This is a genomic window from Streptomyces sp. NPDC002574, assembly GCF_042889545.1.
GTDB lineage: Bacteria > Actinomycetota > Actinomycetes > Streptomycetales > Streptomycetaceae > Actinacidiphila.
The window spans coordinates 126,654-149,286 of record NZ_JBIARB010000019.1 but is presented as its reverse complement, the minus strand read 5'-3'; the positions used below and the strand labels follow the sequence as shown (position 1 = coordinate 149,286).

Below are 22,633 nucleotides of genomic sequence, written 5' to 3'. Positions count from 1 at the left end.
TTTTTTTTTTTATACACCCGCCCTTGGTGCTGCTTTGTGAACCCCCCCCCCCCCTCTGACAACCCCGCCCCACTGATTTTCGCCCCCGCGGGGGGGGGGGGGGCCCGGGGGGGGCCCCCCCCCCGCCTCCCCGTTCCAGGAGAATCCAGAGATGCACGCACCCGTCACGCGCCTGACGACCACCGTCCGCGCGCTCGTCCGCCCCGCCGCCCTGGCCCTGCTCCTGGCCTTCGCGATCACCGGCCTGAGCGGCGGCCCCGCGCGGGCAGCCGACGGCGACGTCACGTGGACGGTCAGGACGGCCGCGAACGGGTACGGCGACGACCGCTCCAGCTACAGCTACGACGTGAACCCCGGCAACCAGGTCAAGGACGCCATGGTCGTGGCCAACCACGGCAAGTCCCCGCTCCGGCTGGCGCTGTACGCCGCAGACGGCTACACCACCGGGACCGGCCAGCTCGACCTGCTCACCAGGGACCGGAAGTCCGTCGGGATCGGCGCCTGGGTTCACGCCGACCGCGACAGCGTCGTGATCGGGCCCGGCAAGACCGCGCAGATCCCCTTCACCGTCTCCGTCCCGTCCAACGCGACGCCCGGCGACCACGTGGGCGGCATCCTCACGTCCCTGAAGCAGTCGGACGACGCCGCGGGCATCAATGTGGACCGGCGCCTCGGCATCCGCGTCTCGCTGCGGGTCAGCGGCGCGCTCAAGCCGCGGTTCGCGATCGAGGACCTGAAGGTCGACTACTCCGGTTCGGTCAACCCGTTCGCCAAGGGCGACGCCACCGTCACCTACACGGTGCACAACACCGGCAACGCCACTCTGTCGGGCAGCCAGGCGGCTTCCGTCACGGGCCCGTTCGGCTGGCTGCGCACCGAGGCCGGCCGCATCGCCGCGCCGCCGCAGCTGCTCCCCGGAGAGAGCTGGAAGGTGAAGGTGCCCGTCCACGGCGTCGCCCCCGCCGTGAACCTGGCCGCGAACGTGACCCTGACCCCGCTCCTCACCGACGCCTCGGGCACCACCACCCCGCTCCAGCCGGTGCGGGCCACGGCCCACGGTTGGGCCGTCCCCTGGACGCTGCTCGCGCTGGTGCTCGTGGTGATCGCGGCCGCCGTCGGCGGACTGATCCTCGCCCGCCGCACCCGCGCACGCCGCAAGGTCCGTGAGGACGCCCGCGTGCAGAGCGCCGTCGAGCAGGCGCTGCGGGACCGCACGACGCAGGAGAGCTGACCGACCGAAGCGCGGCGCGCGTCCCCGGCCCTGGCGGCCACGGGGGCGCGCGCCGCGCGGGCGTGCGGTGGCGGCGTGCCGTGGGGCAGGGGCAGGGGCAGGGGCAGGGCATGAGCAAGGATGCGCGGCGCGGGCGGAATTACCCTAGGGAGATCACAACATCCACCCGCGCCTCCACCGAAACCCTGTGCCCCGGTGGTGCTTTACACCCTAAACCACCACGTTCCGGCAGGCTCACCCAGGGTCCCGGACAGGGACCTCATCGTGCCTTGTCGTAGGCGGCCACGACGAAAGAGACGACGTCGCGCTCCAACGCGGCACCGCGGGGCCCACGCCGGATCATGTCCGTACCGTGGTAACCGCTCTGATCGATGATGAGCCGCTTCTGCGTCGCCGCGGACGCCGCGTAGACCTCACGGACCTGCTTCTCCACCGCGCCCTCCATGTCCCCCGGTGACACCGCGAACAGGGACGGGGCGTCGATCTTCCGCACCGCCGCGACCGCGTCCACACCGCCGCAGCGGGCGGGCGAGGACATCATGAGCAGCCCCACCACGGGGAGTTCGCCGTCGGCCCCGGCGACGGCCGCCGTCGTGCCGCCGCAGGAGGCCCCGCCGAGGAAGACCCGCTCGGCGCCGAGGCGCTTGAGCTCGGCGAGCCCGGCCCGCGCGTCGCGGTCGATGTGCTCGTTGTCGGCTACGTGTTCCGAGGCACCGTGGTTGCGGTACTCCGGGATCACCACGTGGTAGCCGCGCGAGGCGAGTTGTTTCCCGATGTCGACGAACGAGCAGATGTTGTAACCCTGTTCGTGATCGAGGAGCACACCGTCGGGGCCGTCCCCCAGTTCGAGGGCGGACAGATGGACGCCGTCGCTGGTGGTCAGCGTCGTGACACTGTCACGGAGCGACGCGGGGACACATGTGTTGACGAGGTACCCGGCCTCGGTGCGGGCCGTCCGCTCGGGCCAGCTGGGGGTGTAGGTGACGGGCGGATGCGCGCTGGGCCGCTTCGGGCTGGGCGGGGTCGTGCTGGGCCGCTGCGCGGGCGTGCCGGCCGACGGCGGCCGCACCGACGCCTTGGTGGGCTCCGGTGTGCCGGCCGCCTCGGGTGCGGAGGAGCAGGCCGACACTCCGCAGAGGCACAGCAGGGCGACCGGGATCGCCCAGCGGATTGTTCTCACGTTCGTCCTTGTGTGTGGGTGCCTGGGAGCGCCGATGCGACGGTCCCTTCGTGCTGACAGACGTGCGGCACCCGAGGACGTTGCAGGAGCGACCCGGATTCTCTGCGCGGACCGGGGAAGCAAGGCGCCGGGACGGTACCTTTCGGATAGGGGTGAAGGGGGGTACGGGATGCGCCCGATGCTGCTGGTGGACGTGGACGGCCCGCTGAATCCGTACGCCGCGAAGCGCTCTCGGCGGCCGCGTGGCTACGGGACGCACCGGATGGTGACGCCCCGCTGGAAGGCCGCGGAACAGGCCCGGCTGACCGCGTGGGGGCTGCCGGACGGGCGGATCAGGCCGCTTCGCGTGTGGCTCGATCCCGGGCACGGACCGGCGTTGCGCGCCCTGCCCTTCGATCTGGCCTGGGCCACCACGTGGGAGGACGAGGCGAACGACTTCATCGCGCCGGTGCTGGGACTGCCCGCTCTCCCCTTCGTCCCCTGGCCCTCGCCACGGCTCGATCCGGGCGGCGGTGTGTTCTGGAAGACCCCGGAGATCGTCGCGTGGGTGAAGGGCCGTGCGTTCGCGTGGGTCGACGACGAGATCACCGATGCGGACCGCGACTGGGTGGCCGTCCACCACGACGGGCCCGCTCTGCTGCACCGGATCGACCCGCGGATCGGACTCACCGATGACGACTTCGCCACGCTCGCGGAATGGGCCGCGGGCGTGGGCTGAGGGTCCTCGGCCATGAGTGCGCCGGCGTCCCCGGTGCCGTGTCGCCGGTCCGGACACCCTCTCCGGAGTTGGACTTGCGGGTCCAATTTTTGCGACGCAAGGTGGACCCCGTTCCGACCGCACCCAGAGGGGCAGCACGATCATGACCGCACGTCTGCAGCACAAGACCGCCCTGGTCACCGGGGCCACCAGCAACATCGGCCGGGCCATCGCCGTGGCTTTCGGTACGGAGGGGGCGCACGTGGCCGTCTCGGGACGCAGCAAGGAGCGCGGGGAAGAGGTCGTGGCGGAGATCCGCGCCCTGGGCGGGACCGCCGCGTTCGTTCCCGCGGACCTCGACGGCAGCGCCGCCGCCTCCCGGCGGCTGGCGGAGGAGGCCGGCCGCGCGCTGGGAGGGCGCATCGACATCCTGGTGAACAACGCGGGCATCTACCCGAGTCCCACGACTCCCGACACGGACGAGGAGACCTTCGACCGTGTGATCGCCGTCAACATGAAGGCGCCCTTCTTCCTCACCGCGGCCGTCGCACCGGCCATGGCCGCGTCCGGCGGCGGCGCGATCATCAACCTCGGGTCGTGGATCGCCCGGCTCGGCATATCCCGCGGCGCGCTCTACAGCTCCACCAAGGGCGCGGTGGAGACGTTCACGCGGGCCTGGGCCGCCGAGTTCGGGCCGGACGGGGTGCGGGTCAACGCCATCTCCCCCGGAGTGGTCCTGGCCCCCGGCCACGCTTCCGAGGTCATGATGGCGGGCACCCCCGCGGGAACCGTCGGTTCCCCCGAGGACATCGCCCAGGCCGCGGTGTACCTCGCCTCGGACGAGGCGCGGTTCGTGCACGGGATCACCCTGGACGTGGACGGCGGCCGCACGACCGCGGCCGTGATCGCCGCCTGACCCGTCAGCGGAACCGCGCGCGAGGTCGCGGACAGCGGGGCGGTCCCGGACATCGTCGTCCGGGACCGCCCCGCTGTCCGCTGCCGGACGTCAGACGGCGGCCGGGCCGTCGACGAGCTTCGGGTTCGGGCCGTACTCGTTGTGCTCGGGCTTGCTGTCGCCGCAGAAGAAGACCAGCAGGATGATGCCGCCGACGCAGGGGATCAGGCCGAGCAGGTACAGCCAGCCGGTGCGGCCGGTGTCGTGCAGCCGGCGGACGCCGACGGCGATCGTGGGCAGGAGCACCGCGATCCCGTACAGGGCCGGCAGCAGGGAGAAGCCGATCGCGCGACCCACGAAGAGCAGCACGATGTAGATGATCACGTTGAACAGCGTGAACATCCAGTACTCGGTGCGGCGCGCGCGACCGTTGAAGACCGCGTACTTCTTGAGCACGTCGAGGTACCAGTTCATGCGATTGCCCCCAAGGCCATGGTGTGTGGCTCGTCTTGAAATGATCGAGCACGCGGAAGTTATGAGTGTTGTGCTGCGCAGGTCAAGACACGTTTCGATAACCGGCTCCGCGCGCGGCGCGCACACCCGCGCGGCACGTCCCGCCGGGTGCCCTCACCTGCGCGCACGCCCGCGTTCGCCGGTCCGACGCCGTACGGCAACCCCCGCGCCTCCGACGTCCGTTTCGATGCGGATACGGCATCAGCCGGCCGTCTCGGACAACCTCAGGAATCCCCGTGCTCCGCGATCTCGTCGTCCGCTCCGTCCTCGGTGTGCTCAAGACGGTGGGGTACGCGTACTGGTATCTCTGGCGCCGGCGCACCTATCGCCCGTACCACGACGTGCGGAACGTCGAGTACCACGGTGTGACTCGACACAGCCGGACGCAGGAGAGCACCCCGCGGCCGTCCGGCCCCGGTGACGGCGGTCGCCGTACGGATCCGGAGCCGGACGGGAACGGGCTCAGGCCAGCCGGGTCCGGTAGATCTGCTGGGTGACGTCCCGTTGGGTGCGGGTCGCACCGCGGTCGCTGGTGAACACCACGGTGCCGCCGTGCAGGGCGGGCCAGGTGTTGTTGCCGCGCGTGCTGACCTGTTCCGCGTCCGACCAGGTGCCGACCGTGTCGAGGGTGGCGGTGAGGACCTTCCAACGCCAGTCGGCGGACCGGGAGTCGTACCAGACCGCGCGTATGCGGCCGTCGGGGTCCTGGGCGAGCCGGGCGCGCCGGCTCATCGCGTCCGGGTCGAGGGCGACCTGCCGGTACGGGCTCCAGGTGGCGCCGCCGTCCGTGGAAGTGCTCGACCGCAACTGGAGGTTGGCGCCGGAGCTCTGCAGGGCGCCGGACTCCCAGATCGCCACGAGCGTGCCGTGCGCGTCGGCGGCGACGCTCGGATGCCGGTCCGCGCGGTCGGTGACCGCGCTCACCGCGACGGGTGTGCCCCAGGGGCGGCCCGGTGCGGTGCGGACCGTGGCAAGGATCTGCCAGTTGTCGGGGTCGGTGCCGCCGCTCGCCGGCTGACCGGCCGGCGGGGTGTGCCCCGTCCACAGCGGGTCCGGGTCGTACCGGTCGTCCTGCCAGGTCACCACGGCGCGCTTGCCGCCGACGACGGTGACGGCCGGGAACAGCGAGGCGGGGTAGCGCGGTGACCGTGCGTCGGCGGGGGTGCCGGGGCTGGTGGTCTTGCCCGCCGCGGACACGTTCACCGCGGCCTTGTCGACACCGACGATCTGGGCGTACACGTCGAAGGCGCCGCCGCTGTTGTCGGACCAGACGACCAGCGGGTGCTTGTCGTCGACCAGGGCCAGCGCGGGCTGCACCGCCCGGCCCTTGCCCTTGCTGATCTTCTGCGGGGCCTTGAACGAGTCTCCGCCGTTGCCGCTGGTCGCCATGAGGACCACCGGCTGGTGCGGCTGCTCCTTGCCGCGTTCGTCCTGCCACACCACCCACACGTCGTCGCCGTGTGCGGCTATGCGCGGGAAGCGCGCGGTGGGCGAATCGCCGGACAGGGTGCGGACCTTGCCGGGCCTGCCCTTGCGGTCGAGCCTGACGTGGACGACCCGGGTCGCCTGGTCCTCGTGCACCTCGGCGACGACGTGGGTGACGTCCCCGGCCACCGCCACGTCGGCGAAACCGGTGAAGGCGCCCTGCTCGCCGATGGCCAGGGCCGCCCGGTCGGCGGCGGTGTCCGCGGCCGGCAGCGGGATCTCCGGTGCCGGTTCCGCGGGCGCGCCGACGGACAGGAAGACCGGCGAGGTCGCGGCGCGCAGCTGGTCCGGCAGCGTCGGGTCGGCCTCCGAGCCCGAGGCGCCGCCGGGCGAGCGGACCTCGACCCGGTACCAGGTGTGGTCGCCGCCCTTCATGTCGAGCGGCAGCTCGTACGTCTCGTTCGCCGTACGCGGGTTGAACGTCGCGACCGGCCCGGCCGAGCGGCCCGGTGCGGCGTACACGTGCACGGTGGTGCCCTTGCCGGACCTCACCTTCACCCGCAGGCTCGCCTTGCGGGGCAGCTTGCGCCCAGTGACCACGACCTCGTCGCCGCCGATCGCCTCGTACACGCCGTCGCCGTCGGCGTCGGCCTCCAGCGTGACGAAGGGACCGGTGATGTTCTGCGAGACGGTGGTGCGGCCGGCCCGGAAGCCGTCGAGGATGCCACGGACCGAACGCTGCGCGGCGAACACCCGGGTGGTGGGCTCACCGGGGCTGTCGATGTCCCACAGCTCGCGGAAGTGGCAGTCGCTGGCGGCGGCCACACCGAAGCGGAAGCCGTGGTTCCAGCGGTTCTCGGCGTACTCCATCTCCACGTCGGGGTCGCTCGCGACGTTGAGCACCTCGACCAGGTCGCTGCCCTGAACGCTGGCGTTGGCGTTGACACCGCCTTCCCGGGTGTACTCGCCGTCGTCGGGGTGGGCCTGCGACCACACGGCGTTCTGGGCGTGGACGTCCCACACAGACTGCTGCACGTGCCGGTAGGCCGCCGAGCCGGGCGGGTTGGCGCCGTCCACCACGACGTCGACGTTGCCGAGCACGATGGCGTGCGGGGAGCCGTTGGCCTCCTCACCGGGCAGGAGGAGCAGCTTCGAGGATGCCCACTGCGGGTCCCACACCTGGTCGTAGGTGCGGTGGTCGGTCAGCGGCATGAAGTCCAGGCCGACCTTCTCGCCCTGGGCGATCTGGTCGCCGACCGGGAGGTTGCCCGGGAGGGTCTGCTTCGAGGCCTGGCGGGGACCACTGCCGTCGGAGGAGTGGTCGTCGTGGACATGGGTGTCGCCCGCCAGCCACTGGCCCTTAGGGGCCTTCGCTCTCCTGGCGGGCAGGCCGGGCGCGGGCCGCCCGGGGCGGCCGGTGACTGTCGCGGCGTCGGCGACGCCCGCGCCTATGGTCGCGGCGGCGACGGCAGCGCCTGCCGCGACCAGCAGCTTCCTTCGGGGCAGGTGGCCGCTCACCGGCTGGTTCGGGCCGCCTGGTTGTGTCGTGGCATGCATCGGGACAACCGCCTTTCGTCCACTGTCCCGAGGAGGGGCAGTGCACTCACGACGCTAGAAAGATGCATGCGCAAATACATGAATTCGCCGCGAAGAGACCCTTCCGGTCGGCGGAACACCACGGGCCACGGACGCGGACGGTGCGTCAGATCCGCTCGCGATCCACCCGGCTCCAGGTCCGGCGACCGCGTGCGTCCACGATGTCGACGATCACACTCCGCGTCCTCCGACCCGTCCGCGATCCGCCTCGCGATCGACGCCGGGTGTGTGACGGTTCGCGGGACCGAGCCCGATCTCCCTCATCAGTCCGTTCAGTTCAACTCAGTTCAACCAGGTCACTGCCGGCTCGGTGGCCGGGCGTGTCGACGGACGTCCGCAACTCCTGGATCGGTCCGCATCCGTACGGAGCCGGGACTGCCCCGCCCACGCCGCGCCCGTCCGTCGCATCGGACAGCGGAGGGGGGACATGCGTCGATTTGCCCCCGCCACACGCCGCTCCTACGGTCGTGGGACAGACTCGATCACTCCGTGCGAGGGGCCGCTCATGGCGACCGTCAGCGATGCCTTCTACCGCGTCCTGCGCCATCACGGTGTGAGCGCGGTCTTCGGCAATCCCGGGTCCAACGAGCTGTCCTTCCTCACCGGGCTGCCCGAGGACATCCCCTACTACCTGGTCCTCCAGGAGGGCGCCGCCATCGCCATGGCGGACGGCTACGCCCAGGCCACGGACACAACGGGGTTCTTGAACCTGCACGCCGCGTCCGGCACCGGCAACGCGATGGGCTGCATGACCAATACCGCCGGCTGCCACACGCCGATGGTCGTCATGGCAGGCCAGCAGGCGCGCCGCTACGTCCCCGCGGGCGCGATGCTCACCAACGTCGACCCGACCAAGCTGTGCGACCCGCTGGTGAAGTGGTCCGGTGAGCCGCTGCGCCCGCAGGACGGGCCGGCCCTGCTCTCCAAGGCCCTGATGCTCGCCGACTCCGCGCCCCGCGGTGTGACCTACCTGTCGGTCCCGCTGGACGACTGGACCGAGCCCGCGGAGCAGAGCGCCCTGGCCCACCTCCTGGAGCGGGTGGTGGACGGCGCCCCGGTGCTGGCATCGCGAGGGCTGACCACGCTGGTCGAGGCCCTGGACCGGGCCGCGTCACCGGCGCTGGTGCTGGGGCCCGGCGCCGACACCGAGGCGGGATTCCGGGCGGCGGTGACCCTGGCCGAGCGGGCCCGCCTGCCGGTGTGGGTGGCACCCAGCCCGCCGCGAACGCCGTTCCCGACCCGCCACCGCTGCTACCAGGGCCAGCTGCCGTCAGCCGTCGGCGCGGTCGCCGACACCCTCGCCGGGTACGACGTGGTCGTCTGCGTCGGAGCACCGGTCTTCCGCTACCACGCGCCCAGCAGCAGTGACTTCCTGCCGCCCGGGGTCCGCCTGTACGGGGTCACCGACGACCCCGACGAAGCCGCGCGTGCCCCGTTCGGGCGCATCGGCGTCGGCGATCCGTCCGACGCGCTGGTCCGCCTCGCCGATGCCGTCGCGCCGAGCGACCGGCCCTGGCCCCCTGAGCGGACCCTCCCCGAGGCGGACACCACCGGGCCGGCGTTCACCGCCGAGGCCATCCTCGACGCGATCGACGCCGGCTTGAACGACGACGCCGTCATCGCGCTGGAGTGGACCTCGGCGGACATGATCCGCGACCGCCTCACCCTCACCCGGCCCAAGTCGCTGTTCTACCCGGCCGCCGGCGGCCTCGGCTGGGGCCTGCCCGCCGCGATCGGGCTGCGACTCGGCCGCCCCGAGCGGCCCGTCGTCGCCCTGATCGGGGACGGCGCGATGCAGTACACCACCTCCGCCCTGTGGAGTGCCGCCCGCTACCGGGTGCCGGTGACGTACGTGGTCTGCAACAACCACACGTACCGTGCCCTGGAGGAGTTCTCCGAGGTCCTGCACGTGCCCAAGGGCGACTACCTCGACATCTCGGGTATCGACGTCCTGGACCTCGCCCGCGGCTACGGTCTGGAGACCCACCGCGCGGAGTCCCTCGCGGACCTCACGGACTTCGTGCGCCAGGGCATGACATCCGAGGTCCCTCGCCTGGTCGAGATCCTCCAGCGCTGACCCGGCGCGCCGTCCCCGCCCCCCGCGCGGGCCCTACGCGGAACGGCTCCCGGACTCCGGCGGGTCCTGCGCGGCGAGGGCCGCGTCGAGGAGTGCGGCGGCGGCCGCCTTGGCCACGGCGGCAGCGTCGATGTCACCGTCCATCCGGGCGGACACCGCGGCCCCGTCGTAGAGCATCTGCAGCCTGCGCGCGAGCGCCTCGGCGTCCGCGACGCCCGCCTGCCGGGCGAGGTCGGTCAACACGCCGCGCACCCACGCCCGGTAGTCGTCCGACGCCTGTTCCGTGCTGCTGCCGGACTTGGCCTCCGCGCCCGCCGCGATGAACGCGCAGCCGCGGTAGCCGGGACCCGCGAACGCTTCCGACTGGGCGTCGAAGACGCCGAGCAGCCGGTCGCGCGGGGTCTCGTGACGGTCGACGGCGGCACGGACCCGACCGGCGGTGGCGGCGTGCCTCGCCTGCAGGTAGGCGTGGACCAACTCGTCCTTGCTGCCGAAAGTGTTGTAGAGGGACGCCTTCGCCACACCGGCCCGTTCGATGACCCGGTCGATGCCGACGGTCTGCACGCCCTCGGCGTAGAAGAGCTCGTTGGCGGCGGTCAGCAGGCGTTCGCGCGCGGAGGGCCTGGCCGCAGCGCGGCGCTCAGCGGGTGAACCGGTGGTCTTGGCTGCCATCGGAGCTCCCTCCCCTTCCGTGTCTTCCGCGGGCTGCCGGCCCGAATCCACCCTAGTGCCGGACAGCGGTGCCGACATCGCGCTTCTCCGTCACGAGTCCGATCAGCGCCAGCAGGGCGAGGACGATGATCGCGGCCCCGTACTCCTTCGCCGTGGTGATCAGGCCGCCCGCGTGCACCACCAGGTATCCGGCGATGACCGCCGGCAGACCCATGCCCAGGTACGACACGACATACAGCAGGGACAGCACACCGGACCGCTCGTGCGCCGCGGTCAGCGGCATCACGCTGCGGATGCCGCCCTGGAAGCCGCTGCCGAAGCCGACACCGGCGATGGCGCTGCCGATGAAGAAGAGGGCGGGCGAGCCGGCCTGGATGGCGACCAGCGTCAGGGCGACGCCGGCGACGAGGGTGCCGATCCCGGTGAACATGACGCCGCGCGGCGGGGCGGTGCGCAGGACGAGGGTCGCCACGGCGGCCACTCCCGCCAGGACGAAGAGGGCCAGTCCGCCGTAGACCATGGACGTGGAGTGGGTGAGCGTCCGCACCAGGGCCGGGCCCAGCGAACCGTAGAAGCCCGCGAGCGCCCAGACGGCTATCAGGACCGGTGCGGCATTGAGCACGGCGCGTCGCACCGTCCGCGGCAGCTTGATGTCGGGGACCAGGGTGCCCAGCGCCCCGGGGGTGGGGGTCAGCGTCTCCCGCATGAGGAACACGCCCACGGCCTGCACGGCGAAGACCGCCACCAGCACCAGGTAGACCAGGTGCGTCGGCGCGGGCAGGAACTGGACGAGGAAGGCGGAGATCAGGGAACCGCTCGCGGTGCCGAGTCCGGGGGCGAAGGAGTTGGCGACGGTGCCCCGCCGCTTGTCGATGTCCAGCATTCCGGCGCCGACGGCACCGAGCGCGGCACCGGTGGACAGGCCCTGGATCACCCGGCCGATCATCAGCTCCGGCACGCCGTGCGCGGTCGCGAACACGACCATCGCGGCCGCCTGCGCGGCGAGCGCCACCAGGAGGACCGGCCGTCGGCCGAGGTGGTCCGACAGACGTCCGAGGGTGAGGAGCGACACGAGTACCGCGATCGCGTACACACCGAAGACCAGGGTGGTCGTGACCGGGGAGAATCCCCATTCCTGCTGGTAGACCGCGTAGAGCGGGGTCGGCGCGCTGGATGCTGCCAGGAACGACACGATGATCGAGGCCAGCAGGTAGAGCGCCGCCCGCTGGGGCAGCACCCCTGCGGCGGATCGCTTCCGCGACGCGGAGGAGACGACGGGAGCCGTCACGGCTGCGTCTGCCGCGACGCCGGCCTCGGCCGTCAGCGTGGCGGTCGCGCTGTGGTCGTGTGAGGTGCACTGCTCGGGCATGCCACCAGTCCTGTGGGTGAGTGGATCGGTCGTTCTCCGTATTGAGTAGACCGGTCTGTCCAACCATGGCGGGCCGGGATTGCTTCCCGCTCCGCGAAAAAAGTGGAAGGTTTTCGTCCGGCGCCTCGAAACGGTTGCCGGCATGCGCTCCGGAGGACGCCCTCAAACGCATGTGCTCGGTCCGGCGAAGCCGTCCTCGCGGTTGGTGACAGCGGCCTGAAGCGGCCCCGGTGCGTCACGGCCGGCGGGAGGGTTGACCCGGCCCGCGGGCCGGATGGCAAACTCCCGGAATGATCGAATCGAAGCAGAAGGCCGACCTCGCCCGTTACCTCCAGTCGGCGCGCGACGCCCTCCTCTGGAAGCTGGACGGGCTCTCCGAGTACGACGTACGCCGCCCGCTGACACCGACCGGCACCAATCTCCTCGGCCTGGTGAAGCACGCCGCCGGCGTGGAGGCGGGGTACTTCGGCGACACGTTCGGGCGCCCCCTGGGCGAGGCACTGCCGTGGCTCGCCGAGGACGCCGAACCCAACGCGGACCTGTGGGCGACCGCGGACGAATCGTGCGAGCAGATCGTCGCCCTGTACCGGCGGGTGTGGCGGCACGCGGACACCACGATCGCCGACCTGGCCCTGGACGCTTCAGGCCGGGTGCCCTGGTGGGGGGAAGGACGCCAAGAAGTGACGCTTCATCAGATCCTGGTGCACGTGACCGCCGAGACGCACCGGCACGCGGGGCATGCCGACATCGTCCGGGAACTTGTCGACGGTGCCGTCGGGATGAGCAAGGGCAACGACAACATGCCCGAGGGCGACCGGTCGTGGTGGGAGAGCCACCGGGACCGGCTGGAGCGCACGGCACGGGAGGCTGCCCGCCGCCCCTGAATCCTGCATCCGCGTTGGCCCCTTGTGGCCACTGTCCGGTATCGGAAACACCAGCTCTTGGTCATCGGAGGATCACCCGGCTAGAACTTGTGTGCGCCCGCACGGCGTTCACTCCGCCGGGTTGCCCGGCCATCCCCCGAAGAAGGAGTCCTGGTGGCCCCTGCACCTCCGCCTGCCCGTCCCCCGGTGAAGCGGCGGTCCGTCGCCGCCGCCGTCGCGGTCGTCGGCCTGCTCTTCCCCCTGGCCATGGCCCAGTCCCCCGCCGTCGCGGCACCGCCCCCGGCCCCGTCGCCCGCCGGCGCGCCGTCCGCGACCGTCCAACCACCCGTCGCCGGGCGGTACATCGTCACCCTGCGGGAGCCCGCCGCCGCGACGTACACCGGCGGTGTGGCGGGCAGGGAGCGCACCGCGCCGCGGGCCGGCGAGGGCCTGAAGACCGACTCCGCTCCGGTCCGTGCCTACCGCGACCATCTGCGAGACGGCCAGCGGGACGCGGCAGCCGGGGTCGGCGCGCGGGTCATCTCGTCGTACTCCGCCGCGCTCAACGGCTTCACGGCCGAGCTGAAGCCGGAGCAGGTCGAGCGTCTGCGCACCGATCCGACGGTGGTGTCGGTGGTCAAGGACGACCTGCGCAAGCCGCTGGCCGCCACGACCTCGACGGACTACCTCGGCCTGAGCGGCGACCACGGCGTGTGGGCCGCCAACGGCGGCGTCGGGAAGGCCGGCCAGGGCATCGTGGTCGGCGTCGTCGACACGGGCATCGCCCCCGAGAACCCGTCGTTCGCCGGCGCGCCGCTCGGCAGGGAGCCGGGGCCCGAGCCCTACCTCGACGGCACCACCATCAGATACCGCAAGGCCGACGGCGGTACGTTCAGCGGCACGTGCACGCCCGGCGTGCAGTTCACCGCTGCGGACTGCACCACCAAGCTCGTGTCCGCGCGGTACTTCGTCGACAACTTCGGCGCCGGCCACACCGGCGGCACCGCGATCGGCGAGTACCTGTCGCCGCGGGACGGCGAGGCGCACGGTTCTCACACGGCCAGTACGGCGGCGGGCGACAACGGTGTCGACGCGGACCTGGGCGGTGTCGCGATGGGCAAGATCTCCGGTGTCTCGCCGGCCGCCAAGATAGCCGCCTACAAGGCCTGCTGGAGCGGGCCCGACGCCGGCAGCCCCGAAGACGACGGGTGTGCCACCGGCGACCTGCTCGCCGCGATCGACGCGGCCGTGGCCGACAACGTCGACGTGATCAACTACTCGATCGGCTCGGCGGGCGGCGCCCAGAGCACCGACTCGGTCATCGACGAGGCGTTCCGCAACGCCGCCGCAAGCGGCATCTTCGTCGCCACCGCCGGCGGCAACGCGGGCCCCGACGCCGGCACGGTCGACAACGCCTCGCCCTGGATCACGACCGCCGCGGCGAGCACCATCCCGGCCCGCGAGGCCACGGCCGAGCTGGGCGACGGTGCGAACCTGCTCGGCGCCTCGGTGACGGTGCCGGCCGGCGGCCGCGCCGTCACCGGTCCGCTGGTGGCGGCGTCCGCCGCCGGGACCGACGTCGCCACGCAGTCGAAGCTCTGCGGCCCGCAGAGCCTGGACCCCGCCAAGGTGACCGGCGCGATCGTGCTGTGCGAGCGGGGGACGGTCGACCGGCTGGCCAAGTCCGCCGAGGTGAAGCGCGCGGGCGGGATCGGGATGATCCTGGTGAACCCGTCGCCGGACTCGGTGGACCTCGACGCGCACACCGTCCCGACCCTGCACATCGACGCAGACGGCTACGACACGCTCGTCGCCTACGCCGCGACCGAGGCGCCGACCGCCACGCTGGTGGACGGCAATCCGCACCACCTGACGTCCGCGGCGGCACCGCAGGTCGCCGGCTTCTCCTCGCGGGGACCGCTGACGGCCGACGGCGGCGACCTGATCAAGCCCGACCTCGCGGCACCCGGCGTGGGCATTCTGGCCGACGGCGCCAACGCGGCGGGCGGGCGGCCCGGGTTCACCTTCATGTCGGGCACCTCGATGGCGTCCCCGCACGTGGCCGGTCTCGCCGCGCTGTACCTGGGAGTCCACCCGCAGGCGACCCCGGCCGAGATCAAGTCCGCCCTGATGACGACCACTTCCCCCACCGTCACGGCTGACGGCAAGCCGTCCGGGGACGTGTTCGCGCAGGGCAACGGCCAGGTCGACCCGACCCGGTACCTGCACCCCGGGCTGCTCTACCTCAACGGTCCGGCCGACTGGGCCCAGTACGTCGCGGGCCTCGGCGGCGACCCCTCCGCGCCCGCCCCCTCCGACCTCAACCTGGCCTCGATCGGTGTCGGTTCGCTCGCCGGGCGGCAGGCCGTGACACGGACGGTGACCTCGACGGCGGCCGGAACCTTCACCGCCGACGCGGTGCGCATCCCCGGCGTGGAGACCGTCGTCGAGCCGCCGGCCCTGACGTTCACCGCGCCGGGCCAGTCCAGGAGCTTCCGGGTGACCTTCACCCGGACCACCGCGCCGCTGGACGAGTTCGCCACCGGCTACCTGACCTGGCGCAACGGCGACCAGAGCGTGCGCAGCGCGCTCGCGGTGCGCCCGGTGGCCCTGGTCGCCCCCGCCGAGCTGACGGCCTCGGGCAGTTCGGGCCGTACCGCCGCGACCCTGCGCGGCGGCGACGTCCGCGACGTGCCGGTGACGGTGACCGGCCTGTCCCGGGGCCTGCGGGTCCAGGGCTCCGGGGCCGTCGGCGGCCCGGCGCAGACCCACATCGTGCAGGTCCCGGCCGGCACGACCCACGCGCGGTTCGATCTCGACGCCTCCGACAACTCCGCCGACCTCGACTTGTCGGTCTACCGCCTGAACAACTATGGCGACAAATCGCTGTTCGCGCGTGCGGCCACCGACTCCGCCGACGAACACCTCGACGTGGACGACCTGCCCGCCGGGCTCTACCAGGTCGAGGTCGACTTCTTCGCCGGGACCGGACCCCTCGGGTTCACCGTGACCAGCTTCGTCCTGAACGACAAGGGGGCCGAGGGCACGTTCACCGCGCGGCCCACCACGGCGAGTCTGACGATCGGCAGCACGACCGCCGTCACCCTGGCCTGGAACGGCCTGCGCGACGGCGGGGTCTACCTCGGCCGGGTCACGTACGGCGACACCGGCCGGAGCACCTATGTGACGGTCACCAGCGATCCCCGTAGCGGCCCGCCGACCGGCACACCCGGCGCGCGGCCGGTGGTCACCGTCACGCCCGACTACGCGGTGCCGGGCCGGTCCGTGATCGTCCTGGCGACCGGTCTGACCCCGGCCGTGGACTTCCAGATCCGCCTCAAGGGCTCGGGGCAGGTGCTCGCGAGCGGACGCACCGGCGACGACGGCGGCGTGGCCCGCTCGGTCACCCTGCCGGTCGATCTCGCCGCCGGGCAGCGGACGATGGAGGTCCGGTACGCCGGGCGGACCGCCGGTGACTCCTTCACCGTCAGCCCCCTGGTGCTGCGCGACATCGACCATGTCGACCAGCAGGCCTTCGACGGGAACCCGTTGGTGGCGCTGGAGGGCGGGGTGCAGGGCAAGGGCAAGGTGAACGTCACCATCCGGGGGGCCTCGGGCGTCTACCTGGACCGGACCGTCCCGGTCGACTCCACCGGCTGGACCTGGCTCAGCTGGAAGTCGGACCTGGTCGAGACCAGGGCGGAGAAGCTGACGGCGACCCTCTCCGTGGTCCAGGACCACGGCCGCACGGGGCAGAGCAGGTCCGTGACCTGGACGCCGTCCGCGTCGACCCCGAGCTCCGCGTCGCTCACCAAGGACCCGAAGGCCGCGCACGCCGCCAGGCTGACCTACACCAACAGCACGGACCGCAGCGCCTTCCCGACCCTGCGCTACAAGCTGACCGGCGGAGACGTGATCTTCACGACCCTGATGATCGACCCCGGCAGCGCCACCACCCGCTCCTACGACATGACCGGCGTCGACCACCTCGATCTGGTGCTCGACGGCGCGGCCGTGGCGACCTACCGGAACACGCAGCAGAACAGGTCCACCGGCCGGCCGGTCATGGCCGAGCCCTTCTACGCGACGTTCCAGCGCGGCAAGGCGCGGCGCGAGGGCGATCCGGTGGCGATGACCCTCACCAACCGGCCGGCGGGATACAGCGCCGAGTTCATCCTGACGGCCGGTGAGGGCACCGAGGTCTACGCGGGGACGAGCTTCTTCCACAACGAGAAGATCCCCGTTCCCCGCAGTCCGCAGGAGGGGACGCCGGTCTCCCGGACCCTCTCCGTGCCGTCCGGCCGGCCGTTGTGGGCGACGGCGGGCTTCGAGGTCCACGGCCCGATCGTCGCGTACGTCGCGGACCGGTACCTGCTGATGACGCCGATGAGCGTGGCCGACCTCCAGCCGGTGCCCGCGCGGCACTCCGGCACGCCGTTCGTCGTCGGCGTCTCACCCCGGCAGGCGGCGGAGGGCACGACCGTGTCGGTGACGGCGGCCGGGCCGGCCGCGCACGAGGCCTACGTCGTGCGGATCGACGGCCGGGTCGTCGGGACCGGCCGGGCCACCGCCGCGGGCTTCGTCCACGCCTTCGTACGGGTCCCGTCCGGCCACGGGCGGACCGTGCGGGTCCAGGTGACGGGCAGCCGTCCGGACCGGTCCGGCGGGACGGAACTGACGCGGGGGTGAGCGGGTAGTCCACCACCGCGGGACCGCCGGCCGACCTCGCGTCGGCCGGCGGTCCGGCACCGGGCCGCCGGGCCGCCGGGCCGGCCGCCCACCTCGCGGGACGCGGTCAGAGACGGACGACGACCACGGCGGTGTCGTCGGTGGAGGCGCTGAGGGTCATGAGCCCGTCCGCGAGTTCCTCGACGCCGTCGTCGCGGTGGCGGGCCAGGCGCTCGCAGAGCCGGCCGAGGCCCTGGTCGATGTCCTCACCCCGGCGCTCGACGAGTCCGTCGGTGTAGAGGACGAGAACGGCGCCCTCGGGATACGCGCGCGTCGCCTGGAGGCGGGGCGTGTGCTCGGGCGAGGCGCCCAGGGGCGGGTCGGTGGCACGGTCCAGGAAGTCCACGGTCCCGTCCGGATCGACCAGCACCGGAGGCGGATGGCCGGCGCTGCTGTAGACGAGGCGGCGCTCGGCCCGGTCGACGACGATCTGCACCGCGGTCGTGGACAGGGCGCCCTCGACGCAGCGCGCGTACAGGTCGAGGCCGTCGAGCGCGGCCGCGGGCCCGTCGACGACACGGACCGAGGCGCTCAGGGCGCTGCGCAGCTGGCCCATGACACCGGCCGCCGTCAGGCCGTGGCCGACGACGTCGCCCACCGCGACGGCGTACTTCCCGTTCGGCAGCCGGGTAACGTCGTACCAGTCGCCGCAGACGTTGAGGCTGTTCACAGCGGGGCGGTAGCGCACGGCGAAGGCCTGGCGGCCGAGCGACTGAGGTGGCGGCATCATCGCCTGCTGGAGGGCGAGCGCCACGTGCCGCTCCTCGGCGTTGGCGCGGCGCAGCCGTTCGTTGACCTGCTGCAACTGGCGGGAACGGGAGTACAGCTCCAGCTCGATCTGCCGGTGGCGCTCGTCCGCGGCGAGGCCGCCGTCCCGGATCAGCTCGGTGATCTCCGCCAGGCGGTGCACGATCAGCGCCACCTCGCCGTCCGCGTCCAGAACGGGCGCGTTGACCGGGCTCCAGTAGCGCTGCGTGTACACCCCCGGGCGGTCGGGTTCCTCGACGTCGTGGCGGAACGGGCCGGCGACGTCCTGCGCGCCGGTCTCCAGTACCCGCCGCAGGGACGCGCGCAAGGCCTTGAGTCCGCCCCCTTCGGGATCGCCGGGGTTGTCGGGGAAGGCGTCGAAGACGTCCCTGCCGACGAGCCGGTCCCGGCCGCGGCCGAACAGGTCCCGGTACGCGGCGTTCGCGTCCAGGATCACGAGCCCGGGGGTGAGCAGCAGCAGCGCGCTGGGCGACGCCTCGAAGACGGCCGCGTAGTCGGTGTCCACGGCACTCACCCGGCTTCCCGCACACGACGAGGTGACCGGGGGATCCTTCCCGGCCCCGTTTTCTCAGTATGCGCGCCCGGCCCCCGGACGTCCGGTGGGTGGGCGGCGCCGACCGCCATAGCCCGTCCGGGTGAACTGTGCCGGGGGCTTGGAGGCACCGGTCGGTACGGCGTCGGCCAAGGGCTCGGACGCCGGAGCCGCCCGTGTCGGCTGACATCCCGCCGTTCGACACCGGCTTGTAACGCGGCGTTACCCGCACGTGCCGTGTGCGGGGAAGGATGGGGGGACGAGGCCGTCGCGTGACGTTTTTCCACCGAATGCGGCAAGGCCGTCATACTCGCCGGGATCGGGGGTAGACGCGCGCCGGACGGCCGGACACCGGCCCACGATCGACCGCCGCGGAGGTTCCTGATGTTCCCCCAGCCTCAAACGGGACGGCCCGCTGTGGCCATGACGTTCCACCAGATGCTGGAACGGGTGCGCTACGACGGCGCGCACCCCACGCTGGAGCGGGCCGAGGACGCCGTACGCACCGTGCTCGCCGCGCTCGGCCGGCAGGTGACCGGTGACGAGCGGGTCGACCTGGCCGCCTGCCTGCCCGTCGAGGCCGCCCTGGTCCTCACCGCCGAGATCCCCGCCACCGTGCCGCTCCCCGGGGACGGCTTCGTCCGCGACCTCGCGGCGCGCGCCGGTGGTACGCCCACGACCGCGCGCTGGAACGCCTGCACCGTGCTCGCCGTCGTCGCCCGGCTGGCCGGGGCCGCCCTGGTCACCCGCATCCTCGAACAACTTCCCGACGGCTACGCCTTGCTGTTCGGCAGGACCGAGCTGGCGCCGGCCGCCTGACCGCGCTCGCCACCGCGGTGCGCCGGGACGTCGCCGCCGACCCGCCCGCCACGACGCCCGGCGCGCCCGTGCACTTCGCGAGCGGCCGGACGGGCGGGGCGCGCGGCTACATTGGCGGCGTGATCACGCAAGTCGCCGGGGCACGTCGTGGGCGGGGCTCGTACGTCGCGGCCGCGGGGGTGTTCGCCGTCGGTATGGCGGGGACCACGCTGCCCACGCCGCTGTACGGGCTCTACCGGGAGCAGATCGGGTTCTCCGAGCTGATCGTCACGGTGGTCTTCGCGGTCTACGCGATCGGTGTCATCGCCGCGCTGCTGATCGCCGGCGACTTCTCGGACATCCTGGGCCGGCGGCCGGTGCTGCTGTCCGCGCTCGGGCTGTCACTGCTGAGCGCGGTGTGCTTCCTGTTCCAGGACGGGCTGCCGCTGCTGTTCGTCGGACGGCTGCTCTCGGGGTTCTCCGCCGGCCTGCTCAGTGGCTGCGCCACGGCCGCCGTCCTGGAGCTGGCGCCTCCCGCCCGGCACGCCCGCGCGGCCTTCGCGGCCACCGCCGCGAACATGGGCGGCCTGGGGTGCGGGCCGCTCCTGTCGGGCTTCCTGGCCCAGTACGCGCCGTGGCCGCTCCGGCTGCCCTTCCTCGCGCACATCGTCCTGCTGGTGGCCGCCTTGGCCGTCACCAGCGCGCTGCCCGAGACGGTGGCGCGCCGCACTCCCCGGCCGCCGCTGCGCCCGCAGGGCATGGTCGTTCCGCCGCAGACGCGCGCGGCATTCGTACCGGCCGCGCTGGCCGCGTTCGGGGGCTTCTCGATGCTCGGACTGTTCACCGCGGTGGCGCCGAGCTTCCTCGAACAGACGCTGGGGGAGCACAACCTGGCCGTCATCGCCGCGGTCGTCTTCTCCGCGTTCGGCTCCTCCACGGTCGGGCAACTGCTGACGGGCCCCCTGGGCGCGCGGCGCGCGCTGCCCGCCGGCTGCCTCGTGCTGACCGGGGGGATGGTCGTCGTGGCGTCCTCGCTGTGGACGGAGTCCCTGCCGGTGCTCGTGGTCGGCGCCATGGTGGCCGGCCTCGGCCAGGGCATGTCCTTCCGGGCCGGCCTCGCCGGGGTGGGCGCGGCCGCTCCGGAAGAGCACCGGGGCGCGACGATCTCGGCGTTCTTCGTCGTGGCCTACGTCGGGATCTCCGTGCCCGTCGTCGGGGTCGGCGCCCTCGCCCTCGCTCTGGGTCTGCGGGACGCGGGCATGCTCTTCTCGCTGTACGTGGTCCTGATGTCGGCCACCGTGGGCGTCTTCCTGCTGCGCAGGCCCGCACGGACCGGCTGACGAGGCCGCAACACCGCCCGGCCAACGCCTGCTTGTACGGCGGTGACGGGCGGGGTCCTCGGACCTAGGACCTCCGCCGGTTACGCCGCGCGGGCGCACGCCGTAGGGTCCACGCCCGTGGACGGGACAGGAATACTCGACGAAGCACTCGAACGGCTGCACCGGACCGGGCCCGAGCGCCTGGGACGGCTCAGCAACCACGCGCCGATGGCGGTCGAGGCGCTGGCCTCGCACGGACAGGCGGGCGGTGTGCACCGCTGGCTCGACCGGTACTCCGCGAAGTTGGAGGAATTCCCCTCGGGGACCGCGCCCGTGACGGCGGCCGACTGGCGGGACGCCCTGGGCGACCTGCGCCGGCTGGCCGACTGGATCGCCTTCTTCGGCCGGGAGGTCGCCGAGCGGCCGTGGCGGGACGTGCTCGGCCAGTGGTGGCCGCGCCTGCTGCCCGGGATGTACGGCGGGTCGACGCATCCGGTGATCCGGGTCGGGCACGCCGTGCGGACCCTGCTCGCCGGGGAGGAGACCGCGCCGCGGCTCGGCGAACTCGCCCAGGGCCTCGGCTACTGGGCCGCACGCCACCGGCCCGTCACCGGTCTCGGAGTGCTGCCCGTCCGGGCGGACACCGCCGACGCGGCCCTGGACGCGGTGCCGCCCCTGGCGGAGCGCACGGGAGGCTTCCCCGACCGGCTGGCCCGCGTGACGGCCGTGCCCGTGTGGGCCGACGACGTCCGCGACCCGCAGGCCGCACGGCAGCGGCTCGCGGACCTCGTCCGCGCCGCCACCCACCGGTACGCCACCCACGGGCACGGCGAGGAGACGATGCTCGTCCACGCGGCCACCGCGCCCAACGCCGTCTTGCGGACCCTGCCCGCACTGCCCGAGGCCCTGTGGCTGCCGAGCCTGCGCGCCGCCTGGGTGGCCTCGGCGGCGGTGACCGCGATGTACGCGCCCGACGCGCCCGTCCCGTGGTCCCCGCCCGGCGGCATCGCACCGCGGGAGATCGTGCAGCTGGCCCTGGCCCACGGGGACGAACACGTCATCAAGCTCACCGACACCGCGATGGACGTCGTCGACGAGCGGGCCATGGCGGCCGCCCTGCGCTGCATCGAACTGAGCGAGCCGCTGTCGTAGCCATTGCGTGCCGTGCCGTGGCGTACCGTGCCGCCGCCCGGGGGCAAATCCCCGCACCCCGTTCCGTCCCGGCAGGTCAGCGGGGTACGGTGGCACAACGGTCAAGATCGGCACACGTGGAGGAACCGGCATGGACGCGACCAGCGGAGCGGGGCCTGGCCGCCCGCCCGGCGACAGAGTGCGCCCGGACGGCCTGACCACCCGCCAGGCCCGCATCGTCGAGGCCGTCCTTCAGTCGGTGGCCCAGCGCGGCTACCCGCCGTCGATGCGGGAGATCGGGCAGGCCGTGGGGCTCGCCAGCACCTCGTCCGTGGCCCACCAGGTGGGCGCGCTGCAGCGCAAGGGCGTGCTGGAGCAGGACCCGCACCGGCCGCGGGCGTACCGGGTGCGGTCCGCCTCCCCCGGGGTGCGCGACGGCGCGGAACCCGCGCGGTTGCCCGAGGCAGCGTACGTTCCGGTCGTCGGGCGGATCGCCGCGGGCGCGCCGATCCTGGCCGAGGAGCTCGTCGAGGACGTCTTCGCCCTGCCACGGGAAGTGGTCGGCGAGGGCGAGCTGTTCGCGCTGGAGGTGGCCGGCGACTCGATGCTCGGAGCCGCGATCTGCGACGGCGACTGGGTGACCGTGCGACGGCAGCCGACCGCGGAGAACGGCGACATCGTCGCCGCCATGCTCGACGGCGAGGCGACCGTCAAACGCCTCAAGCAGGAGACCGGCCACGTCTGGCTGCTCCCGGAGAATCCCGCCTACGAGCCCATCCCCGGCGAGAACGCGACGATCCTGGGCAAGGTCGTCGCCGTGCTCCGGACCCTGTGAGGCG

The 22,633-nt window shown here is 72.9% G+C and carries 16 protein-coding genes; 10 read left to right on the top strand and 6 right to left on the bottom strand.

The window, feature by feature from the left end:
• Positions 1-151 precede the first annotated feature (151 nt).
• Positions 152-1,231, top strand: a complete 1,080-nt coding sequence (locus ACFYXS_RS35460) for a WxL protein peptidoglycan domain-containing protein (protein WP_389255862.1) — start codon at positions 152-154, stop codon at positions 1,229-1,231.
• Between the two features lie 259 nt (positions 1,232-1,490).
• Here ACFYXS_RS35460 and ACFYXS_RS35455 read toward each other — a convergent pair whose 3' ends face one another.
• Entirely contained in the window at positions 1,491-2,411 is a 921-nt protein-coding gene (locus ACFYXS_RS35455; RefSeq protein WP_389255860.1) for an alpha/beta fold hydrolase, read from the bottom strand.
• Positions 2,412-2,589: 178 nt separating this feature from the next.
• On the opposite strand from ACFYXS_RS35455, the gene ACFYXS_RS35450 reads away from it, so the two are divergent.
• Both ACFYXS_RS35450 and ACFYXS_RS35445 read left to right on the top strand, forming a co-directional pair.
• Positions 2,590-3,129, top strand: coding sequence for a hypothetical protein (locus tag ACFYXS_RS35450; RefSeq protein ID WP_389255868.1), 540 nt, complete (start codon positions 2,590-2,592; stop codon positions 3,127-3,129).
• Between the two features lie 142 nt (positions 3,130-3,271).
• Entirely contained in the window at positions 3,272-4,024 is a 753-nt protein-coding gene (locus ACFYXS_RS35445; RefSeq protein ID WP_389255858.1) for an SDR family NAD(P)-dependent oxidoreductase, read from the top strand.
• Between the two features lie 90 nt (positions 4,025-4,114).
• Here the strand turns inward: ACFYXS_RS35445 and ACFYXS_RS35440 are convergent, their stop codons facing one another.
• Together ACFYXS_RS35440 and ACFYXS_RS35435 are read right to left on the bottom strand one after the other, a co-directional pair.
• Positions 4,115-4,477, bottom strand: a complete 363-nt coding sequence (locus ACFYXS_RS35440) for a DUF805 domain-containing protein (protein ID WP_389255856.1) — start codon at positions 4,475-4,477, stop codon at positions 4,115-4,117.
• 501 nt (positions 4,478-4,978) lie between these two features.
• Positions 4,979-7,498 (bottom strand): CehA/McbA family metallohydrolase, encoded by a 2,520-nt coding sequence (locus ACFYXS_RS35435; protein WP_389255854.1) that lies wholly within the window; start codon positions 7,496-7,498, stop codon positions 4,979-4,981.
• A 544-nt stretch (positions 7,499-8,042) separates the two neighbouring features.
• Between ACFYXS_RS35435 and mdlC the strand changes: the two genes are divergently transcribed.
• Positions 8,043-9,614, top strand: a complete 1,572-nt coding sequence (gene mdlC, locus ACFYXS_RS35430; RefSeq protein WP_389255852.1) for a benzoylformate decarboxylase — start codon at positions 8,043-8,045, stop codon at positions 9,612-9,614.
• A gap of 33 nt (positions 9,615-9,647) precedes the next feature.
• Here mdlC and ACFYXS_RS35425 read toward each other — a convergent pair whose 3' ends face one another.
• Both ACFYXS_RS35425 and ACFYXS_RS35420 read right to left on the bottom strand, forming a co-directional pair.
• The gene (locus ACFYXS_RS35425; RefSeq protein WP_389255850.1) at positions 9,648-10,286 is read right to left on the bottom strand and encodes a TetR/AcrR family transcriptional regulator; all 639 of its coding nucleotides are present in this window, start codon (positions 10,284-10,286) and stop codon (positions 9,648-9,650) included.
• A gap of 52 nt (positions 10,287-10,338) precedes the next feature.
• Positions 10,339-11,655 (bottom strand): MFS transporter, encoded by a 1,317-nt coding sequence (locus ACFYXS_RS35420; RefSeq protein ID WP_389255848.1) that lies wholly within the window; start codon positions 11,653-11,655, stop codon positions 10,339-10,341.
• Positions 11,656-11,945: 290 nt separating this feature from the next.
• Between ACFYXS_RS35420 and ACFYXS_RS35415 the strand changes: the two genes are divergently transcribed.
• Together ACFYXS_RS35415 and ACFYXS_RS35410 are read left to right on the top strand one after the other, a co-directional pair.
• The gene (locus ACFYXS_RS35415) at positions 11,946-12,539 is read left to right on the top strand and encodes a DinB family protein (protein ID WP_389255846.1); all 594 of its coding nucleotides are present in this window, start codon (positions 11,946-11,948) and stop codon (positions 12,537-12,539) included.
• Between the two features lie 153 nt (positions 12,540-12,692).
• Positions 12,693-17,207, top strand: a complete 4,515-nt coding sequence (locus ACFYXS_RS35410; protein ID WP_389255844.1) for a S8 family serine peptidase — start codon at positions 12,693-12,695, stop codon at positions 17,205-17,207.
• Positions 17,208-17,313: 106 nt separating this feature from the next.
• Here ACFYXS_RS35410 and ACFYXS_RS35405 read toward each other — a convergent pair whose 3' ends face one another.
• Complete coding sequence (locus ACFYXS_RS35405; protein WP_389255842.1) at positions 17,314-18,528, bottom strand: PP2C family protein-serine/threonine phosphatase; 1,215 nt, start codon at positions 18,526-18,528, stop codon at positions 17,314-17,316.
• Between the two features lie 441 nt (positions 18,529-18,969).
• On the opposite strand from ACFYXS_RS35405, the gene ACFYXS_RS35400 reads away from it, so the two are divergent.
• The 4 genes from ACFYXS_RS35400 (at position 18,970) to lexA (ending at position 22,629) form a co-directional block, all read left to right on the top strand.
• Entirely contained in the window at positions 18,970-19,365 is a 396-nt protein-coding gene (locus tag ACFYXS_RS35400; protein WP_389255840.1) for a DUF2267 domain-containing protein, read from the top strand.
• Between the two features lie 119 nt (positions 19,366-19,484).
• Entirely contained in the window at positions 19,485-20,684 is a 1,200-nt protein-coding gene (locus tag ACFYXS_RS35395) for an MFS transporter (RefSeq protein ID WP_389255838.1), read from the top strand.
• A 117-nt stretch (positions 20,685-20,801) separates the two neighbouring features.
• The gene (locus ACFYXS_RS35390; RefSeq protein WP_389255836.1) at positions 20,802-21,815 is read left to right on the top strand and encodes a questin oxidase family protein; all 1,014 of its coding nucleotides are present in this window, start codon (positions 20,802-20,804) and stop codon (positions 21,813-21,815) included.
• 130 nt (positions 21,816-21,945) lie between these two features.
• Positions 21,946-22,629, top strand: a complete 684-nt coding sequence (lexA, locus tag ACFYXS_RS35385) for a transcriptional repressor LexA (RefSeq protein WP_389255835.1) — start codon at positions 21,946-21,948, stop codon at positions 22,627-22,629.
• Positions 22,630-22,633 lie beyond the last annotated feature (4 nt).